The 26,239-nt window shown below is 68.0% G+C and carries 21 protein-coding genes; 5 read left to right on the forward strand and 16 right to left on the reverse strand.

Annotated features, from left to right (window positions below; genetic code table 11):
• Window positions 1–29: 29 nt before the first annotated feature.
• Genes M5C98_RS19590 through M5C98_RS19615 form a run of 6 tightly spaced genes read right to left on the reverse strand, consistent with a single transcriptional unit; the run spans window position 30 to window position 10,228 of the window.
• The gene (locus M5C98_RS19590) at window positions 30–6,347 is read right to left on the reverse strand and encodes a hybrid sensor histidine kinase/response regulator (RefSeq protein WP_272549105.1); all 6,318 of its coding nucleotides are present in this window, start codon (window positions 6,345–6,347) and stop codon (window positions 30–32) included.
• A 47-nt stretch (window positions 6,348–6,394) separates the two neighbouring features.
• A complete protein-coding gene (locus tag M5C98_RS19595) occupies window positions 6,395–8,674 on the reverse strand; it encodes a methyl-accepting chemotaxis protein (RefSeq protein WP_272549106.1) in 2,280 nt (759 codons plus the stop codon).
• A gap of 21 nt (window positions 8,675–8,695) precedes the next feature.
• Window positions 8,696–9,223, reverse strand: coding sequence for a chemotaxis protein CheW (locus tag M5C98_RS19600; RefSeq protein ID WP_272549107.1), 528 nt, complete (start codon window positions 9,221–9,223; stop codon window positions 8,696–8,698).
• 16 nt (window positions 9,224–9,239) lie between these two features.
• Entirely contained in the window at window positions 9,240–9,605 is a 366-nt protein-coding gene (locus M5C98_RS19605) for a response regulator (RefSeq protein ID WP_092741674.1), read from the reverse strand.
• Complete coding sequence (locus tag M5C98_RS19610; protein WP_092741676.1) at window positions 9,605–10,003, reverse strand: response regulator; 399 nt, start codon at window positions 10,001–10,003, stop codon at window positions 9,605–9,607. The genes M5C98_RS19605 and M5C98_RS19610 overlap by 1 nt, the downstream gene beginning before the upstream one ends.
• A 51-nt stretch (window positions 10,004–10,054) precedes the next feature.
• Complete coding sequence (locus M5C98_RS19615) at window positions 10,055–10,228, reverse strand: rubredoxin (RefSeq protein WP_272549108.1); 174 nt, start codon at window positions 10,226–10,228, stop codon at window positions 10,055–10,057.
• 95 nt (window positions 10,229–10,323) lie between these two features.
• Here M5C98_RS19615 and thiD point away from each other — a divergent pair, with 95 nt between their 5' ends.
• The 3 genes from thiD to M5C98_RS19630 all read left to right on the forward strand — a co-directional run bounded on the left by thiD (window position 10,324) and on the right by M5C98_RS19630 (window position 13,974).
• Window positions 10,324–11,274, forward strand: a complete 951-nt coding sequence (gene thiD, locus M5C98_RS19620; protein ID WP_272549109.1) for a bifunctional hydroxymethylpyrimidine kinase/phosphomethylpyrimidine kinase — start codon at window positions 10,324–10,326, stop codon at window positions 11,272–11,274.
• Window positions 11,258–12,571, forward strand: a complete 1,314-nt coding sequence (hemL, locus tag M5C98_RS19625) for a glutamate-1-semialdehyde 2,1-aminomutase (RefSeq protein ID WP_272549110.1) — start codon at window positions 11,258–11,260, stop codon at window positions 12,569–12,571. The genes thiD and hemL overlap by 17 nt, the downstream gene beginning before the upstream one ends.
• A 146-nt stretch (window positions 12,572–12,717) precedes the next feature.
• Window positions 12,718–13,974, forward strand: coding sequence for a pectate lyase (locus M5C98_RS19630; protein ID WP_272549111.1), 1,257 nt, complete (start codon window positions 12,718–12,720; stop codon window positions 13,972–13,974).
• Between the two features lie 105 nt (window positions 13,975–14,079).
• Here M5C98_RS19630 and purH read toward each other — a convergent pair whose 3' ends face one another.
• The 4 genes from purH to M5C98_RS19650 all read right to left on the reverse strand — a co-directional run bounded on the left by purH (window position 14,080) and on the right by M5C98_RS19650 (window position 18,042).
• On the reverse strand, window positions 14,080–15,705 hold the full coding sequence (gene purH / locus M5C98_RS19635) for a bifunctional phosphoribosylaminoimidazolecarboxamide formyltransferase/IMP cyclohydrolase (protein ID WP_272549112.1): 1,626 nt from the start codon (window positions 15,703–15,705) through the stop codon (window positions 14,080–14,082).
• Between the two features lie 82 nt (window positions 15,706–15,787).
• The gene (locus M5C98_RS19640) at window positions 15,788–16,021 is read right to left on the reverse strand and encodes a Fis family transcriptional regulator (RefSeq protein ID WP_005799570.1); all 234 of its coding nucleotides are present in this window, start codon (window positions 16,019–16,021) and stop codon (window positions 15,788–15,790) included.
• Window positions 16,018–17,067: a tRNA dihydrouridine synthase DusB gene (gene dusB, locus M5C98_RS19645; protein WP_272549113.1), complete on the reverse strand. Its 1,050-nt coding sequence runs from the start codon at window positions 17,065–17,067 to the stop codon at window positions 16,018–16,020. Before dusB ends, M5C98_RS19640 begins: the two co-directional genes overlap by 4 nt.
• 123 nt (window positions 17,068–17,190) lie before the next feature.
• Window positions 17,191–18,042 carry a c-type cytochrome gene (locus M5C98_RS19650; RefSeq protein WP_272549114.1) on the reverse strand — a complete coding sequence of 284 codons (852 nt, stop codon included), beginning with the start codon at window positions 18,040–18,042 and terminating at the stop codon, window positions 17,191–17,193.
• 134 nt (window positions 18,043–18,176) lie between these two features.
• Here M5C98_RS19650 and M5C98_RS19655 point away from each other — a divergent pair, with 134 nt between their 5' ends.
• Window positions 18,177–18,656 carry a YqaA family protein gene (locus M5C98_RS19655; RefSeq protein WP_442867202.1) on the forward strand — a complete coding sequence of 160 codons (480 nt, stop codon included), beginning with the start codon at window positions 18,177–18,179 and terminating at the stop codon, window positions 18,654–18,656.
• 120 nt (window positions 18,657–18,776) lie between these two features.
• Here M5C98_RS19655 and M5C98_RS19660 read toward each other — a convergent pair whose 3' ends face one another.
• From M5C98_RS19660 to M5C98_RS19685, 6 genes are all read right to left on the reverse strand, one after another.
• Window positions 18,777–20,180, reverse strand: coding sequence for a sensor histidine kinase (locus tag M5C98_RS19660; protein ID WP_272549116.1), 1,404 nt, complete (start codon window positions 20,178–20,180; stop codon window positions 18,777–18,779).
• On the reverse strand, window positions 20,177–20,890 hold the full coding sequence (locus M5C98_RS19665) for a response regulator transcription factor (protein ID WP_272549117.1): 714 nt from the start codon (window positions 20,888–20,890) through the stop codon (window positions 20,177–20,179). The genes M5C98_RS19660 and M5C98_RS19665 overlap by 4 nt, the downstream gene beginning before the upstream one ends.
• A gap of 47 nt (window positions 20,891–20,937) precedes the next feature.
• Complete coding sequence (locus M5C98_RS19670; protein ID WP_272549118.1) at window positions 20,938–21,909, reverse strand: aspartyl/asparaginyl beta-hydroxylase domain-containing protein; 972 nt, start codon at window positions 21,907–21,909, stop codon at window positions 20,938–20,940.
• Window positions 21,906–22,028, reverse strand: a complete 123-nt coding sequence (locus tag M5C98_RS19675; protein WP_272549119.1) for a hypothetical protein — start codon at window positions 22,026–22,028, stop codon at window positions 21,906–21,908. Before M5C98_RS19675 ends, M5C98_RS19670 begins: the two co-directional genes overlap by 4 nt.
• A 125-nt stretch (window positions 22,029–22,153) precedes the next feature.
• Window positions 22,154–22,945: a MipA/OmpV family protein gene (locus M5C98_RS19680; protein WP_272549120.1), complete on the reverse strand. Its 792-nt coding sequence runs from the start codon at window positions 22,943–22,945 to the stop codon at window positions 22,154–22,156.
• Between the two features lie 353 nt (window positions 22,946–23,298).
• Complete coding sequence (locus tag M5C98_RS19685) at window positions 23,299–24,264, reverse strand: YihY/virulence factor BrkB family protein (protein WP_272549121.1); 966 nt, start codon at window positions 24,262–24,264, stop codon at window positions 23,299–23,301.
• Window positions 24,265–24,641: 377 nt separating this feature from the next.
• On the opposite strand from M5C98_RS19685, the gene M5C98_RS19690 reads away from it, so the two are divergent.
• Window positions 24,642–25,775 (forward strand): Kelch repeat-containing protein, encoded by a 1,134-nt coding sequence (locus tag M5C98_RS19690; RefSeq protein WP_272549122.1) that lies wholly within the window; start codon window positions 24,642–24,644, stop codon window positions 25,773–25,775.
• Window positions 25,776–26,239: the final 464 nt, after the last annotated feature.

The raw sequence follows: 26,239 nt of genomic DNA on the forward strand, positions 1-26,239 counted from the left end.
TTTGCCGAAGGCAATCGCAGCGAACCCCGTCAGGCCACGGCCGCCTCGGCGGCCGCCCGCGCATAGTGCTGCACCAGGCTCAGCAGTTCCTCGTCGGAGTACGGCTTGCCCAGGTAGTGGTTCACCCCCAGCTCGGCCGCATGCTCTCGGTGCTTTTGCGCGATGCGCGACGTGATCATGATGATCGGCAGGTCGCGCAGCCGCGCATCGGCACGGATGTTCCGCGCCAGGTCGAAGCCGTCCATGCGTGGCATTTCGATGTCGGACAGCACGACGGTCGGGCGCTCTTCCTGCAGCCGCTCCAGGGCCTGCAGGCCATCGGCCGCCAGCACGACGCGGTAGCCTTCGCGCTGCAGCAGGCGCTGCGTGACGCGGCGCACCGTGATCGAATCGTCCACCACCAGCACCAGCGGCACCTGGCTGGGCGCCGACAGCGCCGGCACCCCAGCCTTGCGGTCGCCATCGCCGGCGCCCTGGGCATCGGCATCGCCGGCCGGCGCCGACAGCGCTGCCAACTGGGCGCGCACCTGATCGCCATACACCGTGGACAGCGCCACCGGGTTGTAGATGAGCACGACGGCACCGGACGCCAGCACCGACATGCCCGCCAGACCCGGCAGGCGCGACAACTGCGGGCCGAGGTTCTTCACCACGACTTCCTGGTTGCCGAGCACTTCGTCCACGTGGATCGCGATGCGTTGCGACGCGCTGCGCAGCACCACCACCGGCCGGGTCTTGCCCGAGGTTTCGCTGCTGCGCTGCGAAGACTGCAGCAAGGCGCCCGCCCAGAAGAAAGGCAAGGCCTCCACACCGTCCTCGAACGCGCCTTGCTGGTAGGCGGAGTCCAGTTCGGTGGCGGTCGTGCGGCGCACGATCTCCACCAGGTTGGCCGGCACGCCGATGGTCAGGTCGCCCGCGCGCAGCATCACCACCTGCGTCACGGCCGTGGTGAGCGGCAGCACCATGCGGAAGGAGGTGCCCTGCCCCGCCGTGGTGTGGGTTTCGATCCGGCCGCCGAGCGCGTTCACCTCGGCACGGACGACGTCCATGCCGATGCCCCGCCCGGCCAGGCCCGTGATCTCGTTCGCCGTCGAGAAGCCCGGCATGAAGATCAGGTTGGCCGCGTCGGCCGTGCTCAGCTCGGTATCGGCGGGGACGAGCCCCTGGTCCACGGCCTTGGCCCGGATGCGCTCGATGTTCAGGCCCGCGCCGTCGTCGCGGAACTCGACCGAGACGTCGTTGCCTTCCTGGTGCAGGTCCACCGTGATGGTGCCCGACGCCGGCTTGCCCGCGGCCGTCCGGTCCTCGGGGGCCTCGATGCCGTGGGCCACGCAATTGCGCAGCAAGTGTTCGAAGGCGGGCGTCATGCGGTCCAGCACACCCCGGTCCATCTCGATCGATCCGCCGGAGATGTCCAGCTTGATCTGCTTGCCGGTTTCCTTCGACGCCTGGCGAACCACCGCGTACAGGCGCTCGGAAATGCCCTCGAACTCCACCATGCGCGTGCGCAGCAGGTCGCGCTGCAGCTCGCGGGCCTGGCGGCCCTGCGAGATCAGATCGTCTTCGGCGCCTTCCATGGAACGCTGCAGATTGCGCTGCACCGTGGCCACGTCGTTCACCGACTCGGCCATCATGCGCGTCAGTTCCTGCACCCGCGTGAAGCGGTCGAACTCCAGCGGATCGAAGCCCGCGGCGGAATCCTTGGACAGCGCCAGGCGCGACTGCATCTGCGACTCCGCCTGCACTTCGATGTCGCGCAGTTGCTGGCGCAGCCGGTCCAGATTGCCCGACAGGTCGTTCAGCGAGCCCTTCATCTGACCCAGGCGCACATCCAGGCGCGAGCGGGCGATCATCACCTCGCCCGCCTGGTTGACCAAACGGTCCAGCAACTGGGCACGCACACGCACCGACTGGCTTGCGACAGGCCGCACGGCGGTGAGTTGCGAGGCCGCCGGCAGGCGCACCGCGGGCAGCTTTTGCAGCACCGGTGCCTCGGGTGCATCGGCCGGGGCCGACACGGGCTGCGAGTCCTGCCGTTCGGCGGCCGGCACCGGCGCCACGGCGACGGGTTCGACCAGGCCTTGCGAACCGATCTTGCGCAGCCCATCGAAACTGGCCTGCAGACCATCGAAGCTGGCCAGCAACGGCTCGATCAGTTCCGACTTCGGATCTTCGACGTCGATCTGCTCGACGGCCGATTCCAGGCGGTGGGCCATTTCGCCCAGCCGCATGGCACCGGCGAGCCGCGAACTGCCCTTGAGGGTGTGAAGGGCACGCAGCAGTTCGCTGCGGGCGCCCAGGTTCTCGGGGCGGGCAGCCCACTGCCGCAGCGCGGCGCCCAGCACCGGCAGCAACTCGATCGCCTCTTCCTCGAAGATGGGGAACAGGTCGGGGTCGATGACGTCCAGCGCATCGATGTCGTCGTCGATATCGGAAGACAGCGACACCGCATGGGCAATGGCCGAATCCACTTCGTCGTCGTACGGGTTCGACACCACGACCGACAACGCAGGCGCCACATAGCCGCGGGCCACGGGTGCGGGCACTTCGGGCGCGGGCTCGGGTGTGGCGGCTTCCGGCTCGGGCAGCGACTCTTCAGCAAAAGCTGCGGCCTCGGCGGTTTCTTCCACCGGCACCTGAACGGTTTCGGCCGGGGCGTCCTCTGCCTGGGGTTCCTGGGGTTCTTCGTGCAGCGCCGGCTGCGGTTCGTCGGCAGGCGCGTCGCTTCCCAACGCAGCCAGGCCGCTGCCGACCTCGGTCTGCAAAATCTCGCGCAGGTCGGCCAGCACCTGCTGGTTCGGCTCTTTGAGGAAGCCGGCGGCAAACTGGTGCAGCAAACGGCGGATATCGTCGGCCGCAGCCAGGAAGACGCGGGCCTGTTCCGCCGTGCCTTCGCCGCGCAATTGCACATGTTGGAGTGCATGCTCCAGGGCGCGTGCCATTTCCGACAGCGCATGGAAGCCGACGGTGGCGGAACTGCCAGCCAGCGAATGGGCCAGTGCCACGGCCGTGTCCGGCAGCGGCTCGTGCAGCTCCAGGGCCCATTCCTGCAGGCAGGTGGCCAGGCGGCGCGACCATTCGTCGGCCTCGTTCAAATACACGTTGTACAGCGGGATGCCGATGCGCAGGGTCTCGATGACCTTCACGGCTTCGTCCTGCGCAGCCAATTCGGCATCGGCATCGGCAGGGAAATCCTCGATCCCATCCTCCATGGCCTCGACCACCTCGACCACTTCACGCACGGACGCCATTTCGGGCTCGGGCGCGGGGTCGTCCTGGGTGGCGGGGGTGTCCGGCAACGCCGGTGCAGATTCGGGCTCCAGCTCGGGCACTTCCAGCGCAGCGGACTCCGCTTCCAGTTCGGGCAATGTCTCGGCGGCAAGTTCGGCGGGCAGGTCCAGCGCCAGATCGGCCAGTTCCGCCTTCGACAGCTCGGACAGCGCCGCGGGCTCTGCAGCGTCCACCAGCACGTCGTCGAGCGATGGCAACGGCACCTCGGGCACAGGCTCTGGCGAAGGCGTGGCAGAGGCCGGAGGCAGTTCTTCTGCCAGGGCATCGGCAAAGACCGAGAAGTCGATGTCTTGCGCCATCTCGGGCGTCGCGGCCTGGGCTGGCACCGACGGTGCAGCTTCGGTGCCGGCAAGCCCTGGCATCTCCGTGTCCGCGAAGTCGAGCAGCGGTGGCTCGTCTTCCAGGATCAGATCGAATTCATGCGCCGGCACCGACGCTGGCGGAGGCGCCAGGGCCTCGACGGCAGCGGGTGCCTCGGACGCCTCTGGCGCTTCGGCAGGAAGATCGAACTCGGGCAACGGCTCCAACAGGTCTTCGGACACGGTGGGAGCCGGATCGGCCACATCTTCGGCCAGCGCACCCGCCGAGGGCACGGCCAGCGGCAGGAAGGTGCCGGTGTCCCGCATGGCGTCCGCCGACGCGCTGAACGGCCGGGGTTGCCAGGCCGACGCATCGCCAGCCGCAATGGCGTCCGCCCAGGCGCCAAATGCACGCAGGGCTTCGCCCGATAACTGCAGCAGTGCCGGTGGCATGGGCTTTTGCTCCGCCAGCCAAGCGTTGAGCACCTGTTCCATCGACCAGGCCGCTTCGCCGAAGGCATCCAGGCCCACCATGCGCGAGCTGCCTTTGAGGGTATGGAACGCGCGGCGCAGCGTGGTCTGCTCGCTCAGGTCTCCCGGCTTGGCCGTCAGGGCTTGCACCGCAGCCAGGCCGTTCGTGACCACTTCGCGGGCTTCTTCCAGGAAGATGTCGAGCAGTTCCTCTTCTCCGTCATCCGGCATCGAATCGACCGTCGCGACAGGCGCGGCGGCGGCCACGGACGGCGCGGTGCCGCCCTCCAGGGATTCGGCCGCAGCGGGCGAGGTGTCCTGCGCGAGCGCTTCAGCGGACGAAGGCAGCTCCAGCACTTGTTCCAGCGTCGGGGCGAGGTCTCCCAGGGATTCCTGCACCACCTTGGGTGCGGGCTCCACACGGGGAACGATCTCGGGCGCGACCACGGGGCCGCGCTCTTCGACCTTGGCGACCAGTTCCTCGGGCGCGTCGGTGGCACGGCCACGCGTTCGGCCCATGAGAATGCGCAACTCGCCCAGCTCTTCGTCATAGACGAACAGCTTGCGGGCCATGGTGCGCTGGTAGCTCAGCATGTCGATCAGGAAGCCCAGGGCCCCCAGGCTGCTGCCCAGCTTTTCGAACACCTGCTGGCGCTCGGACTCGGGAACCTGGCCGACCAGCAGACGCTCCACGGTGTCGCGCATGCGCAGCACCGCCAGCGAGGCCTGATCCAGGCCCAGCACCGACAGCACACCGCGCATCTGCGCCAGGCGGCCCGGCACGGGCGCCAGCGTGGACAGATCGTCCGGGCTGCGGAAATACTGGTCCATCGCCTTCTCGGCCTCGCCGAGCGTGGAGCGCAGTTCGTCCACCACGCTGCCCATCGTCTGGTGGTCGCTGACGCGGCGGTACAGCTCTTCCATCCAGGGTTCGAGGGGCGCCGAGTCACCGCCGGCAGTCACGTTGTCCAGGCGCTCCGCCAGCCGTGCTGCGCGGTCCGTCATGTATTCGTGCGCGGAATCCAGTTCTTCGAACGTGGCCTGCAGATACAGCACGGCCGTGGCCACTTCCATGGCCAGCGCCGGCGATGGGGGCTCCCCGGAGCGGGTCGTCACCTCCACCGCGCGGGTCAACGCCTTGGCGAGGCTGTCGCTGCCCGGGTGGAGCTTGGCCAGCGAATCGCACACCAGGCTGAACTGGTCGGTGGCAGGCTTGAGCTTGTTGCGGTCGCCCCCCGCAAGGGCCGACCAGGTCTCGGTGGCGGCGGCCATGCGCTTGCGCGCCTGGGCCAGCAGTGCGGGATCGAACAGCCCGAACCGCGGGGTTTCGTAATCCACGGCCTTGAACCGGTCCAGGCCGAACGCCTGGCGAACGGCCTGCAGGGCCGATCCATCGGCCGCGGGCTCGTCGGCCGCCAATGGCCGCGCCTGGGAGCAGAAAAAGAGCAGGTCCTGCACCAGCCGGTCGGCGATGGTCGGGTCGCCCTTGGCCAGGGTGGCGTACTGCATGAGCACGCGGGAGGCCACGCGCTTCACATACAAGTCGGGGTTGAGGCGGCCCTTGGACAGCGCCTCGAAGAAGCCGGCGCAGATCTTCCAGAACGCGCGCGACTGGCGGTCCGACTGCGAGGCCACGAAGGCCAGGCAGATGTCCCGCAGATCGCTTGCAGCAGCCAAATCGCCCGTCTTGACGATGCGCAGCACTGCCGAGTCGAGCCGTGCACGGGCTTCGGGGCCGTAGCTGAGCGGCGGCACGGACACGGCGAAGTCAGGTTCGCGAAAGCGGCGCTCCACCGGCCACAGATCGGCGGGGTGCACACGCTCGGCGCCCGCCAGCGCCTGAGCGTCGCGGTATTGCGGGAACAGCGCGACCGGGGAGACGGATTTGCCCGCCAGCACGCTCTCCAGGTATTCGATCAGCGCGAAGCTCGCGCGCTCGATCACGCCCGCGGCTTCGTCGCTGCACAGCTCGGGGCGGTGCACGAACTTCTGCACGGCCGATTCCATGGCGCGCAGCACGAGCGCGGGCGGGCCCATGCCCACCATCTCCAGCGCCCCGCTGGCCTGGTGCAACTGCTGCCGCGCGATGCGCAGCGTGCCGGCGTCGAGCGCCGCCAGATCGGATTCACGCGCCAGCTCGGCGTCGCGCACGAAGCGGCGCATGGCCTTGACGGCACCGTCGAGGGACTTGCGCAACTCATCGAGCACCCAGGCAAGAGGACCCAGGTCCTGCTCACCCTGGGTCCAGTCTGCGGCGGGTGCGTTTGCGGCGTCAGTAGATGACATGAATTCGTCCCCGGCTCCGCGAGCCAGTTCGTTGATGGGTCCGCGCGTCAGGCGATCTTGAAACGGGCAACCGACTGGCGCAGCTCTTCAGCCATGTGCGACAGCTCGCGCACCTGCTGGGCCGTCGTGCGGGTGCCTTCACCGGTCTGCTCGGTCACCGCGAAAATGTGCTGGATGTTGTCGGCCACTTCGTTGGCCAGTTCGGCTTCGCGGGACGTGGAGGACGAAATCTGCTCGATCAGGTCCGCCAGGCGGCGCGACACGCGGTCGATCTCGGTCAGGGCCGTGCCGGCGCTGTCGGACAGCCGGGCCCCTTCCACCACACCCTGCGTGGAACGCTCCATGGCGGCCACGGCATCCTGGGTGTCGGTCTGAATGGCCTTCACCAGCGCCGAGATCTGGCGCGTGGCATCGGCGGAGCGCTCGGCCAGCCGCTGCACTTCTTCCGCCACCACCGAGAAGCCGCGACCGGCTTCGCCGGCCGATGCGGCCTGGATGGCGGCGTTCAGCGCCAGCACGTTCGTCTGCTCGGTAATGTCGGAAATCAGTTCGGTGATTTCACCGATCTCCTGCGACGATTCACCCAGGCGCTTGATGCGCTTGGAGGTGTCCTGGATCTGGTCGCGGATGGAGTTCATGCCGCCGATGGCGTTCTGCACGGCTTGCAGGCCGGAGTCGGCCGCCTGCAGCGACTGGCGCGCCACCGAGGCCGATTCCTGCGCCTGCGTGGACACTTCGTTGATTCGGCTCGCCATGTCGAGCACCGAGCGGCCGGTTTCGCGAATTTCGCGCAGCTGCTCGGTGGAGGCGGCCAGCAGTTCGGTCGAGGTGCTGTCCACCTGGGACGTCGTCTGTGCCACACGGGTGGCCGTGTTCTGCACGCTGCCCACCAGCTGGCGCAACTCTTCCACCGTGTAGTTCACCGAGTCGGCAATGGCGCCCGTGATGTCTTCCGTCACGGTGGCTTCCTGGGTCAGATCGCCTTCAGCGACCGACTGCAGTTCGTTCATCAAACGCAAAATGGCGGCCTGGTTGGCGTCGTTCACGCGCTTGGCTTCCTGCTCCTGGCGGCGGGCGTCCTTTTGCTGCGATTCGGCAGAAGCCTGGCGCGAGCGGCTGTCCATCAGCTGGACGCGCGAGATGCCGATACCGCACAGCAGCACGAACAGGCCGGCGATGGCCAGCGCAGCGAACTGCCCGGCACCCAGGCCCGTCTGGGACGACAGCTTGGTCTGCAGGCCTTCCAGTTGGCGGCGCAGCGGTTCGCTGTCGGCAATGATGGCGGACTGTGCTTCGCGGGCGGACACCAGGCCCTGCAGGTTGCCCAGAATGGCGCTGGCTTGCGAGCGGGTCTGCTCGTACAGCTTGATCAGGCTTTCCAGTTGCTCGCGGGTCTGCGCGTCCCGGGTGGCGGCCAGGCGCAGGTCGGCGCTGCCGTCCAGCATGCCCTGGGCGATTTCCTTGAACGAGTTCAAGTCCTTGCCCAGCAGGAACACGGCCTCGGGGCTCACGCCTTCGGTGGTCTGGAATTCGTTGGCGGACTTGCCGATGCGCTGGGTCAGCATCACCAGCTGGCCGGCGGCGGAGATTTCAGCGGCGGGCGCGTTCTGCTGCAGCTTGAGCGAGGAGATCGTTTCGGCGATTTCCAGCAGGTCGGAGGACTGGCGGTTGATGGTGCGAAGCGCGTCGCCCACCTGCGTCAGGATCTTTTGCTGGCCCATCACCACGCTGGCGTTGCGCTCGGCGCGCTCCATGAGCGGCGTCACGGCTTCCAGGTCGGGCTTGAACTGCTCGCCCAGGGCCTGCACGTTGCGCTCGTTGTCGCCGCTGTTCAGTGCGCGCACGTCGCGTGCCAGCGAGCCCGAGCTTTCCATCACGTCCGGGAAGGCCTGGGGGCTGCCCACCAGTGCCTGCGAAACCGACTTGGCCAGGCGCTGCGACTGCATCAGCGACTGGCCGGTGGCGGCCAGCTGCTGCGCGGAACGGTCGGCCTGCTGCAGCACCCACCCGGCGATCACCGCCAGGACGATCACGCCGATGGCCAAGAGCATCAGCAGGCGGCGCTGGTGGCTGGCGGCGGTGGCGCGGCCCAGCAAGGGCAGCGAGATCAGGTCTTCGTCGGCCACTTCGCCTTCGGAGAACTGCGAGATCGCGGACGGATCGCCCTGCACGCTGTTCATGGCGTCGGCCTGGTAGGAGTCACGCAGCGAGGATGCGTCGGACGTCAACGGATCCAGCCCGGCATCCGCCCCCGAAAGCCCCGGGTTGGCATCCGGCTCGGCGGGCTTGCGGTTGAACATTTTTGCAAATGGGTTGACGACGGACATGGTGCGGCCTTACAGAAAAACTCAAGCACTGATGCTGAGGAAAGCGGGGTGTTGGGACAGGGCTTGCAAGTTGAGCTCCTGCCATTGGACTCCCTGGGAGTCCAGATACGTGGTGCCGTAGAACGGCGGCGCGTCGTCGCCAGGGGGCTCGGAGGAAACGAAGGCTTCCGTGCCGCGCAGGCCGGCCAGGCGATCGACCAGCAGCGCGGCGTTCACATCGAGCACCGCATTGAAGGCCAGCAGGCTGGCATCGGCCAGCGTCTGCTCGGTGCGGGTGGAGGGCAGGCCCAGCAGGCCCGCCAGATCGACCACGCCAATCAGGGAGCCGCGCAGATTGGCCACCCCGAGGAACCAGGCATGGGTATAGGGCACGGCCTGCACGCCGCCCCAAGGGAAGATCTCTCCCGACTGGCCCAGCGGCAGCAGGAAACGGCGCCCCGCCGACTCGACGGCCAGCCAGGACGAAACAGACACACCCTCGCCCCGCGCCGCCTGCAGGCGGGCTGCAAGGCGGGTCTGGAGCTCTCTCAGCGCTTCACGGTTGGCCATGGACGGTCGGCCGCTTTTAGTTCAGTGCGTCGATCTTGGCTTGCAGCTCGGCGGGGTCCACCGGCTTGGTGATGTAGCCGCGAGCGCCCTGGCGCATGCCCCACACCCGGTCGGTTTCCTGGTTCTTGCTGGTGCACATGATGATCGGCACATCCGCGAACTGGGGATCGCGGGTGATGGCGCGCGTGAGCTGAAAGCCGTTCTGGCCCGGCATCACGACGTCCATGAGGATCAGGTCGGGCTTTTCTTCCGCAAGGCGGCGAAAGGCTTCTTCGGCGTTCTCCGCGGTGCGGACCTGCATGCCCTTCTTTTGCAGCAAGTCGGTCAGAAACATCAACTCGGTCTTCGAGTCGTCAACGACCAGTACTTTCTGGATAGGCATTACATCGCTCCTTGTTGGGCATTACCGAACTGCTGAACTGCTTTCAGCAACTGGTCTTTGGTAAATGGTTTGGTGAGATATTCCTGGCACCCCACCATGCGTCCACGCGCCTTGTCGAAAACGCCGTCCTTGGAGGACAGCATCACGACGGGCGTGTCGGCGAAGCGCGCGTTGCGCTTGATGATGGCGCAGGTCTGATAGCCGTCCAGCTTGGGCATCAGGATGTCGCAGAAGATCAACTGGGGCTGGTAGTCGTTGACCTTGGCCAAGGCATCGAAGCCATCATCGGCGAGCAGCACTTCGTGGCCGCCCTGCTTGAGGAAGATTTCTGCGCTGCGGCGGATGGTGTTGCTGTCATCCACGACGAGCACCTTGAAGGATGCGCCTGTTGTAGTCAATTTCGTCACCGCTCCTGAAGGGGAAAGAACAACGCTGGCAGGAGCCGCGCCTCAGATCTGGACCATTTCGAAGTCTTCCTTGCGAGCGCCACACTCCGGACAGGTCCAATTCATGGGCACTTGATCCCACGGCGTATCGGGCGCTATTCCGTGCTCAGGAGAACCCGTTGCCTCGTCATATATCCAACCGCAAATCAAGCACATCCAGGTTTTAGGGTCCGTCACAGCTTAAATGGCCTTCACATAGAATGCAACGATTGTATCCAAGCATCTCAACGGGAAGGCAGTTTCCGTGCCAACCGTTACGCTGGTGCGGCGCCATGACCACAGATTCCCCCCTCCCCCCAGAACCTTCCCTGCCCGATGAAGACGCCGAAGACGGCGCCACCCCCGCCTGCGTGATGGTGTTCAACGCCAACGACCCGAGCGGGGCTGGCGGCCTGACGGCCGACATCGCCACCATCGCCTCCGTGGGCGGCCACCCGATCGCGGTGGCCACCGGCGCCTACATCCGCGACACGGCCGAGATCTTCGACCACTACGCCTTCGACGACGAAGCCGTGGCGGAACAGGCCCGCACCGTCCTGGAAGACCTCACGGTGCAGGCCATCAAGGTGGGCTTCGCGGGCAGCCCCGAGAACCTGAGCGCCATCGCCTCCATCGCGTCCGACTACGACGAGGTGCCCGTGATCGCCTACATGCCCAACCTGTCCTGGTGGCGGGACGACCTCATCGACCAGTACCTGGACGCCTTTCAGGAACTGCTGCTGCCCCAGGTCTCCCTGTTGGTTGGAAACCACAGCACCTTATGGCGCTGGCTGCTGCCGGACTGGAGCAGCGAAAAGAAGCCCTCTGCGCGCGATCTGGCCATGGCCGCCTCCGAACTGGGCGTGCCCTATGTATTGGTGACCGGCATTCCCGCGCCCGAGCAGTTCGTGGAGAACGTGCTCGCCTCGCCGCAGACGGTGCTGGGCAGCGGCAAGTTCGAATTGTTCGAAGCCACCTTCGCCGGGGCCGGCGACACGCTCTCGGCCGCCCTGACGGCGCTGGTGGCCAGCGGCAACGACCTGGGCGAAGCCACCAGCGAGGCGCTCGCCTACCTGGACCGCTGCCTGGACGCCGGCTTTCGCCCGGGCATGGGCCACATCATTCCCGACCGCATGTTCTGGGCGCAGCCCGACGACGACGAGGATGACGAAGACGGCGAGCCCACTCCCGACCCCACCGCCATCGAAGGCTTCGTGATGCCACCCCATGACACCCAGCACTGATCTCAACCTTTCCCTGTTCGAACGCGCCAAGGCGCTCATCCCCGGTGGCGTCAACTCGCCCGTGCGGGCCTTCAAGGCCGTGGGCGGTACGCCGCGCTTCGTGCAGCGCGCGCAAGGCGCGTACTTCTGGGACGCCAACGGGCAGCGCTTCATCGACTACATCGGCTCGTGGGGGCCGATGATCCTCGGCCACGGCCACCCGGCCGTGCTCGAGGCGGTGCAGAAGGCGGCGCTCGACGGCTTCAGCTTCGGCGCCCCGACCGAGCGCGAGGTCGAACTGGCCGAGGCCATCATCGCGCACGTGCCGTCGATGGAGATGATCCGCCTGGTCAGCTCGGGCACCGAGGCCGGCATGAGCGCCATTCGCCTGGCGCGCGGCGCCACGGGCCGCAGCAAGATCATCAAGTTCAACGGCTGCTACCACGGCCATGCCGATGCCCTGCTGGTGAAGGCCGGCTCGGGCCTGGCCACCTTCGGCCACGCCACGAGCGCGGGCGTTCCGCCCGAGGTGGTGCAGCACACCCTGGTGCTTGAATACAACGACATCGCGCAGCTGGAAGAAGCCTTCGCGCTGCACGGCCGGGAACTGGCCTGCCTGATGATCGAGCCGATCGCCGGCAACATGAACTTCGTGCGCGCCAGCGTGCCGTTCATGCAGCGCTGCCGCGAACTGTGCACGCAGTACGGCGCGCTGCTGGTGTTCGACGAGGTGATGACCGGCTTTCGCGTGGCACTCGGCAGCGCCCAGAGCCTGTATGCGCGGAGCATCCCCGGCTTCCAGCCCGACCTCACGGTGCTGGGCAAGGTGATCGGCGGCGGCATGCCGCTGGCGGCGTTCGGCGGGCCGCGCGCGATCATGGAACAACTGGCGCCGCTCGGGCCCGTGTACCAGGCCGGCACGCTGTCGGGCAACCCGGTGGCCACGGCCTGTGGCCTGGCCACGCTGCGCGAGATCGGCCGGCCGGGTTTCTACGACGCACTGGGCGCACGCACCCGCTCGCTGGTCGATGGCCTGGCGCAAGCCGCGCAGGCGGAGGGCGTGCCGTTCAGCGCCGACTGCGAAGGCGGCATGTTCGGCTTCTTCCTGCTGCCCGAGCTGCCCCAGAACTATCCCACGGTGATGGCGACGGACGGCGCGCGCTTCAACACGCTGTTCCACGGCTTGCTGGACCGCGGCGTGTACATCGCACCGGCGCTGTATGAAGCCGGCTTCGTGAGCAGCGCGCACACGGCGCAGGACATCGACGAGACGGTGGCGATCGCCCGCGACGTGTTCCGCACGCTCGCCGCCCGGTAGCGTTCGCAGGCGGCGCTTCGGGTGGCCGGGCGCCGCTTCGCGCGGCCACTCCGCAGGCTGGGCGCGCGGCGCACAGTGTTCGCGAAGCCACGCATGTTGCGTGGCATTTTGACCGGCGGCCCGTTCCGCCGAGATCGCGAGCACGCATGAGCCCCATCGACCTTCTTTCTTCCTTCAGTGCCTGGAACACCCAACGCAAGTCCCAGGTCCACTCCGGAAACTCGCCCTCCTCCACATCGGGCGCCGACAGCCAGTCGCTGCAAAAAGCCATCGAGTCGCTGCTGCAGGGTTTTCTGGAAAAGCTGATCAAGGAACTGTCCGCCCTGCAGGGCGCCGGCAAGTCCGACGACTCCAGCAGCGGATCGCCCTCTCCTGCCCCATCTCCGTCTGCGTCGCCGTCGGCCCCCCCGTCGCCCGCGCCTGCGCCTTCCTCGGGCCCTTCGCCGGCACCGTCTCCCACCAGCACAGCCACACCGGCACCGAGCGCACCGGCGCCGGCACCCGCCCCGGCTCTTGCGCCGCCGGCAGCACCGCCCGCACCCGCGCCGGACCCGGCCACGGCAGGGAACAAGACCCCGCCTTCGCCGGCACCCGCACCGACGGAAACGGGCACGGGCAAGGCCCCGGCGTCCGCCCCCACCTCGGCACCGGCCCCGGCGCCCGCGACGGATTCACCCTCGGGCGGCACCGTCACCAAGCCCCCAGCGAACATGAAGGTCACCGAGCCCACGGGCGTGGAAGAGGTGAACAAGCCCATCATCGTGAAGGCGGGCACGACCTACGACGGGCAAGGCAAGCTGTTCAACGCCGGCGCCGGGCTGAACGGCGGCGGCACCGCCGAAACGCAATTGCCGATGTTCATCCTCGAGCCGGGCGCATCGATCAAGAATTTGCAGTTCAAGGGCGGGGACGGCATCCATCTGCTGGGCGATGCCAAGCTGGACAACGTGCACGGCCTGCAGACCGGCGATGACTTCGTCACCGTGGATGGCGCGGAGAACAAGGCCGTCGATGCCCAGCGCGCCGGCATCTCGGCGAAGGACCTGCCGAGCGGCCCCGCGAAGGTGGAGATCACCAACTCGTCGTTCCAGAACAGCCACGACAAGGCGATCCAGATCAACGGCGATGTGGACCTGAAGCTCAAGGGCATCTACGCCGACAACATCGGCCAGCTGGCGGTCACCCGCGGCGGCTACCCGATCACGGCGAACGTGGACATCTCCGATTCGACGCTGCAGAACCTCAAGGCCTTCACCTTCCGCTTCGACTCCAAGCACTCCACCGTGAACATCTCGAACACCGATGTGGACGGCGGCAAGACGCCGGTGAACGTGATGGCGGGCGACCCCAGCAAGGTGCACGGCGCCGGCAGCGTGCGCCAATCCGTCCAGACCGTCGGGTGACCTGACGCGCCACAACGGCGAAGGCCCTGCCAGCGCAGGAAGGCAGGGTCTGCCTTTCCCGCGCTGGCAGGGCCTTCGCGCATCGGGAGGTTCCTGCCGCCCGGCTCAGTGGCGGAAGTGGCGCACGCCGCTGAACACCATGGCCACGCCGCGCTCGTCGGCGGCGGCGATCACTTCCTGGTCGCGCATGCTGCCACCAGGCTGGATGACGCAGGTCGCGCCCGCGTCCACCACCACGTCCAGGCCGTCGCGGAAGGGGAAGAACGCGTCGCTCGCCACCACCGTGCCGGCCAGCGAGAGGTTGGCGTGCTGCGCCTTGATGCTGGCGATGCGGGCCGAGTCCAGGCGGCTCATCTGGCCGGCGCCCACGCCCATCGTCATGCCGCCCTTGCAGAACACGATGGCATTGCTCTTGACGTACTTGGCGACCTTCCAGGCGAACAGCAGGTCTTCCATCTCTTCCAGCGTGGGCTGCTTCTGGGTGACGACCTTGATGTCGATCATCGACAGCTCATGGTTGTCGGCCGACTGCAGCAGCATGCCCGAGCCGATGCGCTTGGCATCCACCGCGTTGCGGCCGCGGTGCCAGGGGGTGTTGCCACCCAGGGCGTATTCCGCCGCGTCCAGGGCCGGTGGCAGCGCGATCTTGAGCAGGCGCACGTTGGCCTTGGCCTTGAAGACCTCCAGCGCCTCGGCGGTGAAGTCGGGCGCCATCAGCACCTCGACGAACTGCTTGGCGATCTGCTGCGCCGCAGCCCCATCCACCAGGCGGTTGAAGGCGATGATGCCGCCGAACGCGCTGGTGGGATCGGTCTGGAACGCCTTGCCGTAGGCGCTCAGGGCATCGAGCCCCACGGCCACGCCGCAGGGGTTGGCGTGCTTGACGATCACGCAGGCCGGCACGTCGAAGCTCTTGACGCATTCCCAGGCGGCGTCGGCGTCGGCGATGTTGTTGTACGACAGCTCCTTGCCCTGCAGCTGCACGCCGGTGACGATGGAGCCGGGCGCGGGGTACAGGTCGCGGTACAGCGCGGCCTGCTGGTGGCCGTTCTCGCCGTAGCGCAGGTCCTGCACCTTGGTGAAGATGCCGTTGCTCTGGCCGGGGAAGGCCGTGCGCGCGGGCACGTAGTCCTCGGCCAGCTTCTCGGCCTCGAACGTGACGGACGAGAGGTAGCCGCTGATGGCCGCGTCGTACTGCGCGATGCGGTTGAACGCGGCGACCGACAGGCCGAAGCGCAGCGCATCCGACAGCTTGCCCGACGCCTTCAGCTCGCCCAGCACGCTCTCGTACTGCGCGGCGTCGGTCACCACGCCCACGTCCTTCCAGTTCTTGGCGGCGCTGCGCACCATGGCGGGCCCGCCGATGTCGATGTTCTCGATCGCGTCGGCCAGCGTGCAGCCGGCCTTGGCCACCGTGGCCTCGAAGGGGTAGAGGTTGACCACCAGCAGGTCGATGGTGTCGATGCCGTGCGCGGCCAGCGCGGCCATGTGCTCGGGCAGTTCGCGGCGCGCCAGCAAGCCGCCGTGCACCTTGGGGTGCAGCGTCTTGACGCGGCCGTCCAGCATTTCGGGGAACTGCGTGACCTCGGCCACTTCGGTCACGGGCAGGCCGGCCTTGGCCAGCAGCTGGGCGGTGCCGCCGGTGGACAGCAGCCGGATGCCCAGCGCGTGCAGGGCCTGGGCGAATTCAACGATGCCGGTCTTGTCGGAGACGGAGAGAAGTGCGTTCATGGCAGAGGGTGGGTTTGATTGAAATCGGGCTTCAGCGCAATATCCACTATGGCATATCGCTATTAAATTTATAGCAACCGCATTACAGCAGCTTGTGCTCCACCAGCTTCTTGCGCAAGGTGTTGCGGTTCAGTCCCAGCCATTCGGCGGCGCGGGACTGGTTGTTGTCGGCGTGGCTCATGACCACTTCCAGCAGGGGCTTTTCGACCACGCGCACGAGCATGTCGTACATGCCGTCCGGCGTCTCGCCGCCTAAGTCGCGAAAGTAGCCCTGCAGGCTCTCCCGCACGCACTCTTCGATGTGTTTCTTGCTCATGCCGCCAGGTCTTCCTGTTTTTCGCTGGGGTCTGCGTCCTCGGTGTGCGCGGGGGGCAGCCGGTCCATCCGTTGCCCGATCGCATCCAGATAGCGGGCCACCGCGTGCCACTGCTCGGAGCAGTCCTCGATGGTGTTGATGTGTTGCCTGAACGCCTCGCCGCCGGGCAGGGCCCGCACGTACCAGGCGATGTGCTTGCGCGCGCTGCGCATGCCGGTGAACTCGCCGTAGAGGCGATAGTGGTCCTGCAGGTGGTCCAGCAGCAGGCGCCGCACCTCGGCCACCAGCGGCGGCGCCAGGTGCTCGCCCGTGGCAAGGTAGTGCGCGATCTCGCGGAAGATCCACGGCCGGCCCTGCGCCGCGCGCCCGATCATGATCGCGTCGGCGCCCGTGGCGGCCAGCACCTCGCGCGCCTTCTCGGGCGAGGTGATGTCGCCGTTGGCCACCACCGGCACGCGCACCGCGGCCTTCACGGCGGCGATGGTGTCGTACTCGGCCTGGCCACGATAGCCCTGCTCGCGCGTGCGGCCGTGCACGGTGAGCATCTGGATGCCCACGCCCTCGAACGCCCGGGCCAGGGCCACGGCGTTCTTGTGCTCCTGGCTCCAGCCGGTGCGCATCTTGAGCGTGACGGGCACGTTGCGCGGGGCGCAGGCCTGGACCACCGCCTCGGCGATTTCCAGGGCCAGGGCCTCGTTCTGCATCAGGGCGGAGCCCGCCCATTTGTTGCAGACCTTCTTGGCCGGGCAGCCCATGTTGATGTCGATGATCTGGGCGCCCCGGTCCACGTTGTAGAGCGCGGCCTCGGCCATCATCTCGGCGTCGGTGCCGGCGATCTGCACGGCGATGGGGCCGGGCTCGCCCTCGTGGTTGGCCCGGCGCGAGGTCTTGAGGCTGTCCCACAGGTCCTTGCGCGAGGTGACCATCTCGCTCACCGCGTAGCCTGCCCCCAGCGCCTTGCACAGTTGGCGGAACGGCCGGTCCGTGACGCCCGCCATCGGGGCGACGAACAGGCGGTTCGCCAAAGGAATGTGGCCGATGTGCATGGGAGGGGGGAGGCAGCGCGTGCTGAAAAAGGAGGCAGGATTGTAACTGCTCAAAATTTCAGCAAATGAAAAGTTGCGTCCGGCGCCGCCACCGCCCCCCATCGGCGGCCTGCCGCGCCGTTCTCAGCGCGCCCCGCGGCGCTCGCGGGCCATGTGCTGCAGGTAGCTCACCAGATCGTCCAGATCGCTGTCGCTGAGCCGGTCCGGCGAGAAGCCGGGCATCGACTGCCCGGGCCACTGGCGCACGCTGGCCGGGTTGCGCACCAGCTGGCGCAGCGCCTGCGGCTGGAAGTACTCCACGGGACTCATCGGCAGGTTCAGGTCGGGCCCCAGGCGCGCCTCGCCGCCGCCGTTCATGGTGTGGCAGACGAAGCACTGCGCCACGAAGATCGCCTGGCCGCGCCGGCGCGCATCGCCCGCGGGCACCTCGGGTGCGACGCCGATCCGGGGCCAGCGCTTTTCCGGCGCCTCGCGCACGTGCAGCCGGGCCACCGCGTAGGGCCACTGCTCGCTGAGCACGCCGTCGGCCACCGGCCAGACGATGTAGAACGGCCCGGAGCCCGACGCCTTGCCCGGCAGCGCGGGCCAGGGCGCACCGGCCGGCTCGACCGCCAGCCAGGCCTGGCCCCGCCCCGGGCGCAGCACCAGCGCGCCGGGCAACTGGGCGACGAAGCCATCGAGCGCGACCGCCTCCAGCACGTCGCCCGCGCCCAGGCCCAGGCCGTTCAGCACGGCGGACAGGGGCACGGCGCGGTAGCGCATGGGCCGGTGGTAGGCCACGTCCGCCGGCACGTCGATGTCGCGCGCCTCGGGGTGGCGCAGCAGCGTTTCGGTATCGACCTGCCGGGCACCGGCCGGACCTTCCAGGTGCAGGACCGCAGCCTGCGCCGCGCCGGCCAGCCAACAGGCCAGGCCCAGCGCGCACACGGCCAGGGCACGGCGCGCGGCCGGGACGGAAACATCGATCCATCGCATGGGGGGAACCTCCTCTTGTATGGGTGTGCAACGCGTGCCCGCCGCCCGGGCGCGCCGCAGCGGGATCGTATCGGAGCCCAAGCGCCTGTCCGACAAAGGCGGCGGGCGGGCGTCCCCTAAACTGCGCCCCAGTTATGGAAATCTGGATGAACCACCTCATGGACCTGCTGGCGCTGCCCCAGTACGGCCTCAGCACCGTGTTTTTGGTGTCGTTCATCTCCGCCACCTTGCTGCCGCTGGGCTCCGAGCCCGCGGTGTTCGGCCTCATCAAGCTCAACCCCGAACTCTTCTGGCCCGCCGTGCTGGTGGCCACCGCCGGCAACACCCTGGGCGGCGCGTTGAGCTGGTGGATGGGCTACGGGGCGCACAAGGCCGTGGACCGCGCCCGTGGCGAGCACTCCAACCCCCGGGCGCTGGCCTGGCTGCAGCGCTTCGGCGCCAAAGCGTGCCTATTGAGCTGGCTGCCCATCGTGGGCGACCCGCTGTGCGCGGTGGCCGGCTGGCTCAAGCTGCCCTTCTGGCAGTGCGTGGCCTACATGGCGGTGGGAAAGTTCGGGCGCTACCTGACCATGACGGCGGGCCTGCTGTACCTCTGGCCCGAGGCAGGGGGCTGAATTCCTGTTGCTACCAATTCAATAGCAATATGCCCTAGTGGAATATGCGCTGATGGCCTTTTTCACTCCAATCCTCACGAACCCCCCTGCGCTGCGGCCGGCGCGGGCCCTGAAAGTCCCCTAACCCGGCCTGACCGGCCCCGGCTCGAAGTGGAGGATGGCCGAGGTACCCACGGAGACCGACGACTCCAGCACCAGCCGCCAGCCGAACCGCTCGCAGATGCGCTGGGTGAGGAACAGGCCCATGCCCGCGCCCCCGGCGCCCCCGGCGCGCTTGCCCGATTGCTTCAACGACTCGGTGAATCGGTGGGCGGACTGCGCCGTGTCGAAGCCGCACCCGGTGTCGCGGATGCACAGCGTGGCGCCGGTGATCGACACATGGATCTCGCCCTCGTGCGTGTGCTCGGCGGCGTTGCGCAACAGGTTGCCCGCCGCGATGCGCACCATGGATTCGGGCGCCATCAACGTGGTGGGCTCCAGCGCATCGAGCACGTAGCGCACGGGCTTTCCGGACAGCAGATAGGCGTGGTCGCGCACCAGGTCGGGAACCAGCGCGTGCAGCACCGTGACCTGCCGGCGCTCTTCGGGACCGGGCTCGCGCGACAGGTAAAGCAGCGCCTCCATGATCTGGGTCAGGTTCTCCACCGCCTCGTCGATGCGGTGCAGGGGCCGCTGGGCGCGCTCGGGCAAGGCCTGCTGGTGCAGCACGTCGGCCGCGCCGGAGATGATGGCCAGCGGCGTGCGGAATTCATGGCTGGCCTGGTCGAGCAGGCTGCGCTCGCGCTCCACCGCCAGCTCCACCCGTTCGAGGTGCGCGTTGGCCTCTTGCGCAATCACGTTGAGCTCGCTCTTGCGGTAGCGCACGGGCAGGCGCTGCGAGGGTTTCAGCGGATCGAGCTCGCGCATCCGCCGCGCCAGGTCCTGCACGGGCCGGGTCAGGCTCAGTTGAAGCCACCAGATCACCGCACCGATCATCAAGAGGTTGAACAGCATGAACAGCACGCTCAGCTGGACGCTGCGGTTCTGCTCGTCCTCCAGTTCGGTCAGATCGATGGACATGATCAGCCGGCCCTGCGGCACGGCCGTGACCATGACCGTGTAGCTGCGGGAGCGGTCCGCCGCATCGCCTGCGCTGGCGAATGGTGCCTTGCGGGGCGTGAGAATCGAAACGGCGACGGCGAACGTCGAAGGATCGGCGATCTGTTCGATCTGGCCTTCGGTGTAGTACCCCGGGGCCAGCGCGGCGAAGAACGCCGGCATGCCGGGCGCAGCCGTGGCGCCGCTTGGCAGCAGCCAGCCCTTGACCGTGCCCTGGGTCGGCAGCGTGTCGCTCAGATCGGGCCGGGACGACTGCAGGACGCTGCGCGTGCCCGACTCCAGCAGGTGGTGCCAGATGGGATGCTCGACCAGGCCCTGGCTCAGCTTGCCTTGCACCAGCAGCGCCAGGGCGAGCATGGCGCCGAACATCAGCAAGGTGGCGTTGATCAGCCACTGCAGGCTCTGCACGCGCCATGGCCACTTCACGCCGAAGCCCCGCCCAGCCGGTAGCCGGCCCCGGTGACGGTATGCAGCAGCCGGGCTTCGCCGGGCTGGTCGATCTCGCGCCGCAGCAGGTGCATCCTGGAGCGCAGCAGGTCTGCGTCGGGAACGTCCTGGCCCCAGATCAGGCGCTCCAGCCGGTCGCGGCGCACGGTGCCTGGCGATTCGCGCATCAGCAGCTCCAGGATGTTTCGGGACGTGCCCGACAGCGCGACGGAGCGCGTGCCCCGCGTCACTTGCAGCGTATCCAGGTGGTAGGCCAGATCGCCCACCCGCAAGGTGCGCCCGGCCGCCGCCCGGGCCTGGGCACGGCTGACCATCACCCGCAGGCGGATCTCCAGTTCGGGCAGGGCCACCGGCTTGACCAGATAGTCGTCCGCCCCGTTCTCGAAGCCCAGCAGCTTGCCTTCCAGCTGGTCCTTGGCGGTGAGCATGATGATGGGGGTCACGCAGGCATGCTCCTGCCGCAGCTTGCACAGAACGCTCATGCCGTCCATCCGGGGCAGCATCCAATCCAGGACGATCGCGTCGTACCGGTTGCGGATGGCCAGATCCAGGCCCGAGTTGCCATCGGGCGCCGCATCCGGCACGTGCCCGCAGGCCTCCAGGTAGTCGAAGATGTTCGCGGCCAGCGCGCGGTTGTCCTCGATGATGAGGACTTGCAGAGGGACGGGATGGGCGAGGCTGGCGTTCACTGGACAGGCAGTTTCACAGCAAGGGGATGAAAGGCCGCGGCGGGCGGTCACGCCGGCAGCAGCCACTGCACCGACGCCAGGGCGCCGGCGGCGATGCCGAAGACCGCACCCAGCAAAGCCAGGTTGATGCCCCACTTGAGGGCATTGTAGAGAGGGCGATTGCGCTCGCGCAGCTGCTTTCCCCGGGCGCGCACGGGGGCGAGCGCGGCGAACAAGGCACTGGCGACGCCGCGCCGGTCGCGGGCATCGTTGGGCGTCTGGACCGCGCGGGCCAGCAGCGAATACGCCGCATTGAAAACGCGCCCGGGCAGCGCCATCGGCCTGCGCACGTCGCACATCAGGATGAGCCGCGGCGCGTCGGTGTCGTTGGTCACGAAGTGCAGGTAGGTCTCGTCGAACACGAAGGCCTCGCCATCGCGCCAGGCCCGCTCGACGCCATCGACGTTGATGAAGCACTGCGCCGCATTGGGCGTTGCGAGCCCCAGGTGGTATCGCAGCGAGCAGCCCAGCGGATCGGCGTGGGGCGTGAGCCCCGAGCGCGGGGGCAGCACGGCGAACATGGCCGCCCGGATGTCGGGAAACCGCGAGAGGATCTCCAGGGTTCGGGGGCAGCTGGCGATCGCCGATGGGTAGGTGTAGCCATACCAGTGCAGGTAATAGCGGCTCCAGCCGTATTTGTAGAAGGTGCGAAAGCCCACATCGAACGACGCGGGCGAGCCCTGGCGCCGCGCCTCGTCGAACCCCCCGTGCGCCTGCATGGCCAGGGCTTCATCGCGCAGGGTTTCCCAGTGCTGCGCCAGCTGCGCAAGCTGGGCGTAGCGATCGACCGGCACGAACGGACCACGGGCCCAGCGCCGGGTGAAGAGATACAGCACGGCGTTGGGCAGCGCGAACACCGGCCAGCTCTTGCGCCAATACTGCTGCACGCTGGCGTACCGCGCCCGGCCCCGCAACCGGTACACATACGCCATGGCCACCAGCCAGCCCCCGGCAAGGCCCGCCAGCACGGTGGCGATCACAGCGCCGCTCCGGTTGCGCCATCGGTGCTATCGGTGCTGGCCGCCGCCCTGGCCAGCGGGCTCGGCGCCTGCTCGCCACGGCCCGCCGCGCGCGGGCTGCCGTGGCGGTACACGGACATATAGGCCTTTGCCAGCAGCCAGCTCCCGGCCGGGGAGGCCGGCCTGATCGCATTCGCGGCGCAGCCCACGGCCGCGCCCTTCCCCACGGACGGCACCGATGCCTGTCGTTCCGGCCCGCCGCGCATCAGAAGCTCCTGGACAGGCCGAACATCACCGACCCTTCGCCGTTCGTGTCGGCCTTCAGGAGCGGGCTGTTCGTGATCTTCTTGGGCAGCACCTTGTATTGCAGCGCCGTCATGAACTGCCAGTGCTGGCCGATCGGGTGCACGTAGGTCAGGCCCAGCTTGGGGATCGTCGCCGCACCGGGCTTGTAATCGACCACGCCCCGCGCCACCTCTTCGTTCAAGGTGCCGTAGTAGTAGTTGGCCATGTCCTTGGACAGATAGCTCACGCTGATGCTGGGGGTGAGCCGCCCCCGGCCGAGCTGGAAGCCGTAGCCGTACCTGGCGCTCAGCTCGAACCCTTCGCTCGCGCCCGTCACGTCGGCCTTGGCGGTCAGCTCGAATTCACCGGCCGCGCCGCGCCAGGACGCGGCCACGCCCAGATCCAGGCCGTTGTCCCGGTCCTCCAGCAGGCTGCGGTTGATGCCGTTGCGCGCCAGTTCCGGCACGCCGAAGTCCTTGGCCGAGATGCCGTCGGTGCGCAGCGAAGCGATGGCATCCAGGCTGAAGCCCTTGCTGTGCATCAGATGCGCGCCGGCGGTCAGCCCGCGAAAGTAAAACCGCTCGCCTTCATAGCGGATCAGCGGCAACGCGGTGGTCTTGTTGCCTTCGCCGGCATAGGGGCTGTCCTTGACCATGAGCCCCAGGCCCAGGCCCCAGCGCGGGGACGGCGCCTCGGATTGCGATGCGGTCTGCGCCGTGGCGAGCACGGGCAGGGTGAGGAGGCAGGCCAGGACGGAGCAAGAGGTGTTCATAAGCGCCAGAAGTGCTGAAAGGTTCGGAAGATGTGCCGCGCACCGGAAGCGAGAGGCCGGCAGGGACCGGAATCGCTCGCCCGGGTGGGCAGCCATCGCAGCGTACGGACGGCATGTCGCAAGAATGTCGCGGCACTGCGCTGTGCCACGCTCTTTGCGGACCCGGGCACGGCGGCCGGGCGCACTTCAGCGCTCAAGGGAAGGATGGGAGATGCGGCACAGCGGCCCCAGTGCGCTATGCCAGCAAAGAACGGTCAGCGGTCAGCGGTCAGCGGTCAGCGGCCAAGGCGCCGCACTGGTCCGGGCGGGGATGGACCTGCGGTAAGCAGGCATCGGCGCGAAGCCCGCGCCGGTCACCCCTGGCTCTGCGGCGATGGAGGAGAGCCGGTCGCCGGGACCGCTTGCGGCTTGGATTCCGGGGGTTCGGCCGGCGCTTGGGGCGATGCCTCCAGCGGCTCGACACCGTCGCGCAGCACCCCGTTGACCTCCGCCCCGAAGATCAGGGTGGTGGCGCTGATGTACAGAAACACCAGCGTGGCCACCACGCCCGCGAAACTGCCATAGACCAGCGCCAGCTTGCCGGCGCTGCGCAGCGTGTACGACAGGGTGGCGGCCGCCCCCACCCACATCGCCGCGCCCACGATGGCCCCCGGCACCACGGTGCGCAGCCGCTGCCGCAGATCGGGCAGCCAGCCATAGAGCAGCGCGTACAGCACCGTCAGCACCAAAAACGCCGAGCCGTAGCGCACGCTGTTGCGCAGCCAGGGCGTCTCCTGGCCCACACCCACGTTGCGCTCCAGCAGCTGCCACACATAGGGCATGACGATCACCGAGCTGAACGCCGCGAAGATGCCGCCGCCCACCACCACCGTGAACACCGTCACCTTGATGCGCGCCTTCCAGAACGGCAGGCCGCGCTCGATGCCGTAAGAGCGGTTCAGCGCCGTGCGCACAGCCTGCATGCCCGACGACGCCGTCCACAGCGTGACCAGGAAGCCGATCGCCAGCAGCGCCTGGTTGCGCTGCGCCAGCACCTGCTGGATCACCGGCTGCATCGCGTCGCGCACGACCGGCGGCGCATATTCCAGCACGCGCTGGGCCAGGGCCGCCGCATCCCCGGGCTCGCCCACATAGGCCGCCGTGGCCGACAGCAGGATCAGCAGCGGGAACATCGCCAGCACCGAGGAGAACGCCATGCTCCCGGCCTGGTTCGCGCTCTGGTGGAGGATGTAGTTGCGGATCGCCAGGGCGATGACGGGCAGCCCCGGAATGGCCCAGGCGATTTGCCGCACGCGGTGCAGGACGGTCATCGGTGCCATGCGTTTGTCCAACTCTGCATCCTTCTTCGTTCCGCCGATCAACCGGCGCTTGTGTGAAACCAACCCATCGACACGCGGAGCGCCAGGATGACCCGCGGCTCGGGGCCGCACCCGCTGACTGTCGCCGAAGCCACGCAGGCCCTCTGTAGGACTCGAAGAACATCCGGAGTCGCCTCAGGGGGCGCGCCGCGCCACGATGCCAACGCCGCTGACTGCAGCGCGCAAGCCCCTTTGACAGCCTGCACAGGTTACAGATGCATCCAGTGGTGACCGATCCAATATTCCGAACAGCGGAAAGATAGACTGCGCGCGGTCGTTGCCGGAGAAGTCCGGACGACTGACTGGGTTCATTTCAATCATTACAACGGAGGAATTTCATGAAACGATTTCTGTGGGGCCTGGGAATGGCCCTGGCGCTGATCGCCCCCGGGGCGCAGGCGCATGGGAGCGCAGCAGAAGCATCAGCCGCAGCAGACGGCCGCTGGAGCCGGCTGGTCACCACGGGCGAGGGGCCGTCCGTGCGCTCGACGCCCGCTGTGGCGCCGGTCCTCGGGTCCATCTACCTGTTCGGCGGGGTCAAGGACGATTTCGCCAGCGGCGAGAACACGTTCTACGACGACCTGTACCGCTTCGACCCCCGCCTGGCCCGGTGGACGCCGCTGTCGCCCTCCGGCGCCAAGCCGCCGGCCCGGGCCTTCGCCGCGAGTGCCGCCGTGCCGGCGCGGCACTGGATGCTGGTGTTCGGCGGCGCCAACTACAGCGCCGACCTTTCTTCGCTCACGTTCTTCGACGACCTGTGGGCCTACAGCGCCCTGCTGAACCGCTGGACGCAGTTGCAGCCGGGCAATCCGGGACCCTCGGCCCGGTCGCGCCCCGCCATGTGGGTGGACGGCGAGAAGGTCTATGTGTTCGGCGGCATCCAGACCGATTTCAACACCTTGAACGACCTGTGGGCCTTCGACCTGCGCACCAATCTGTGGACCCAAATCATCGCCAATGGCGACCCGAACTCGCCGACCTCGCGCCATGAGGCCGCGGTGGCCGGGCGCGCATGGGACGGGCAATTGACGCTGTACGGCGGGCAATTCAGCGACAGCGACGGCTTCGTCTCGTTGAACGACACCTGGCGCTTCGACCTCGCCACCCACCAGTGGCAGAACATCACGCCCGCCGAAGCCGACAAAAACGTCGATGCGCCCCGCCACCAGGGATCGACCGTGCAGATCGGCCACGCGCTGCTGATGGCCGGGGGCGACCTGCCGGGCGGCAGTTCCGGCTGCGGCGCAGCGTTTCCGCAAAACGCCACGTCCGAACTGTGGCGCTTCAACCTGCACGACCGCAAGTGGCGCCTGCTGGCCCCGGGCGGCGATGCCTTCCCGGCGATCAAACGCACCAACGCGGCCGCGGTGGGTGGGGTGATGTACGTGTTCTCAGGCTTTGGCTTCTCGTGCCAGAACGATGAGGGTGGGCAGGTTTGGAACCCTGACGTCTACGCTTTCCGGCCCCGCTGACCGGGGGCGCCCGTGGGCTGCGCAAGGCAGCCTTCGGGCGCGGGTCTGGGCGCGCAGGCATGAACAGGATTCGATGGGTAGTCGTCTCTCTGCTCTGACGCTTGATGTCCCCAGACGGGCCGTGGAAATCCATCGGATCAAGGTGAGCACCGACGAACAGACGGGCGCTGTAATCGACCCAGAGCGTGCACTGGTCAAGTCAACTTGAAGGTCGACTATGCAGCGTCTCCTGCCCTTCGGTCGCCGCTGCCGTACTCACCCTCTCGGCCACCTACCGGTCACTGACTTGGTTGGCCAATGGCTCGACGAACGGCCGGTCCGAGAGGGCGCCGCGGTCGTTCGCGAATGTCTGCCGTACCGCCAGGGCATCCCGCCATAGGAAGATCGCTGCTCCGGCCTCCGAAGTTGCGCTACCCTGAGCAGATCTTCGGATCGTCGATCTCGCTGCCGAAAAGCGGTCACTC

The sequence above is a fragment of the Acidovorax sp. NCPPB 3576 genome (assembly GCF_028473605.1).
GTDB lineage: Bacteria > Pseudomonadota > Gammaproteobacteria > Burkholderiales > Burkholderiaceae_C > Paracidovorax.

Bases quoted from the DNA above. Each gene is read 5' to 3' on its own strand.
- M5C98_RS19650 (WP_272549114.1), bottom strand. From the start codon at position 18,042: ATGCGATGGATCGATGTTTCCGTCCCGGCCGCGCGCCGTGCCCTGGCC.
- dusB (WP_272549113.1), bottom strand. From the start codon at position 17,067: ATGCACATCGGCCACATTCCTTTGGCGAACCGCCTGTTCGTCGCCCCG.
- M5C98_RS19655 (WP_442867202.1), top strand. From the start codon at position 18,177: ATGGAAATCTGGATGAACCACCTCATGGACCTGCTGGCGCTGCCCCAG.
- M5C98_RS19600 (WP_272549107.1), bottom strand. From the start codon at position 9,223: ATGGCCAACCGTGAAGCGCTGAGAGAGCTCCAGACCCGCCTTGCAGCC.
- M5C98_RS19605 (WP_092741674.1), bottom strand. From the start codon at position 9,605: ATGCCTATCCAGAAAGTACTGGTCGTTGACGACTCGAAGACCGAGTTG.
- M5C98_RS19680 (WP_272549120.1), bottom strand. From the start codon at position 22,945: ATGAACACCTCTTGCTCCGTCCTGGCCTGCCTCCTCACCCTGCCCGTG.
- purH (WP_272549112.1), bottom strand. From the start codon at position 15,705: ATGAACGCACTTCTCTCCGTCTCCGACAAGACCGGCATCGTTGAATTC.
- hemL (WP_272549110.1), top strand. From the start codon at position 11,258: ATGACACCCAGCACTGATCTCAACCTTTCCCTGTTCGAACGCGCCAAG.
- M5C98_RS19685 (WP_272549121.1), bottom strand. From the start codon at position 24,264: ATGGCACCGATGACCGTCCTGCACCGCGTGCGGCAAATCGCCTGGGCC.
- M5C98_RS19675 (WP_272549119.1), bottom strand. From the start codon at position 22,028: ATGTCCGTGTACCGCCACGGCAGCCCGCGCGCGGCGGGCCGTGGCGAG.
- M5C98_RS19595 (WP_272549106.1), bottom strand. From the start codon at position 8,674: ATGTCCGTCGTCAACCCATTTGCAAAAATGTTCAACCGCAAGCCCGCC.
- M5C98_RS19590 (WP_272549105.1), bottom strand. From the start codon at position 6,347: ATGTCATCTACTGACGCCGCAAACGCACCCGCCGCAGACTGGACCCAG.
- M5C98_RS19640 (WP_005799570.1), bottom strand. From the start codon at position 16,021: ATGAGCAAGAAACACATCGAAGAGTGCGTGCGGGAGAGCCTGCAGGGC.
- M5C98_RS19690 (WP_272549122.1), top strand. From the start codon at position 24,642: ATGAAACGATTTCTGTGGGGCCTGGGAATGGCCCTGGCGCTGATCGCC.
- M5C98_RS19630 (WP_272549111.1), top strand. From the start codon at position 12,718: ATGAGCCCCATCGACCTTCTTTCTTCCTTCAGTGCCTGGAACACCCAA.
- thiD (WP_272549109.1), top strand. From the start codon at position 10,324: ATGACCACAGATTCCCCCCTCCCCCCAGAACCTTCCCTGCCCGATGAA.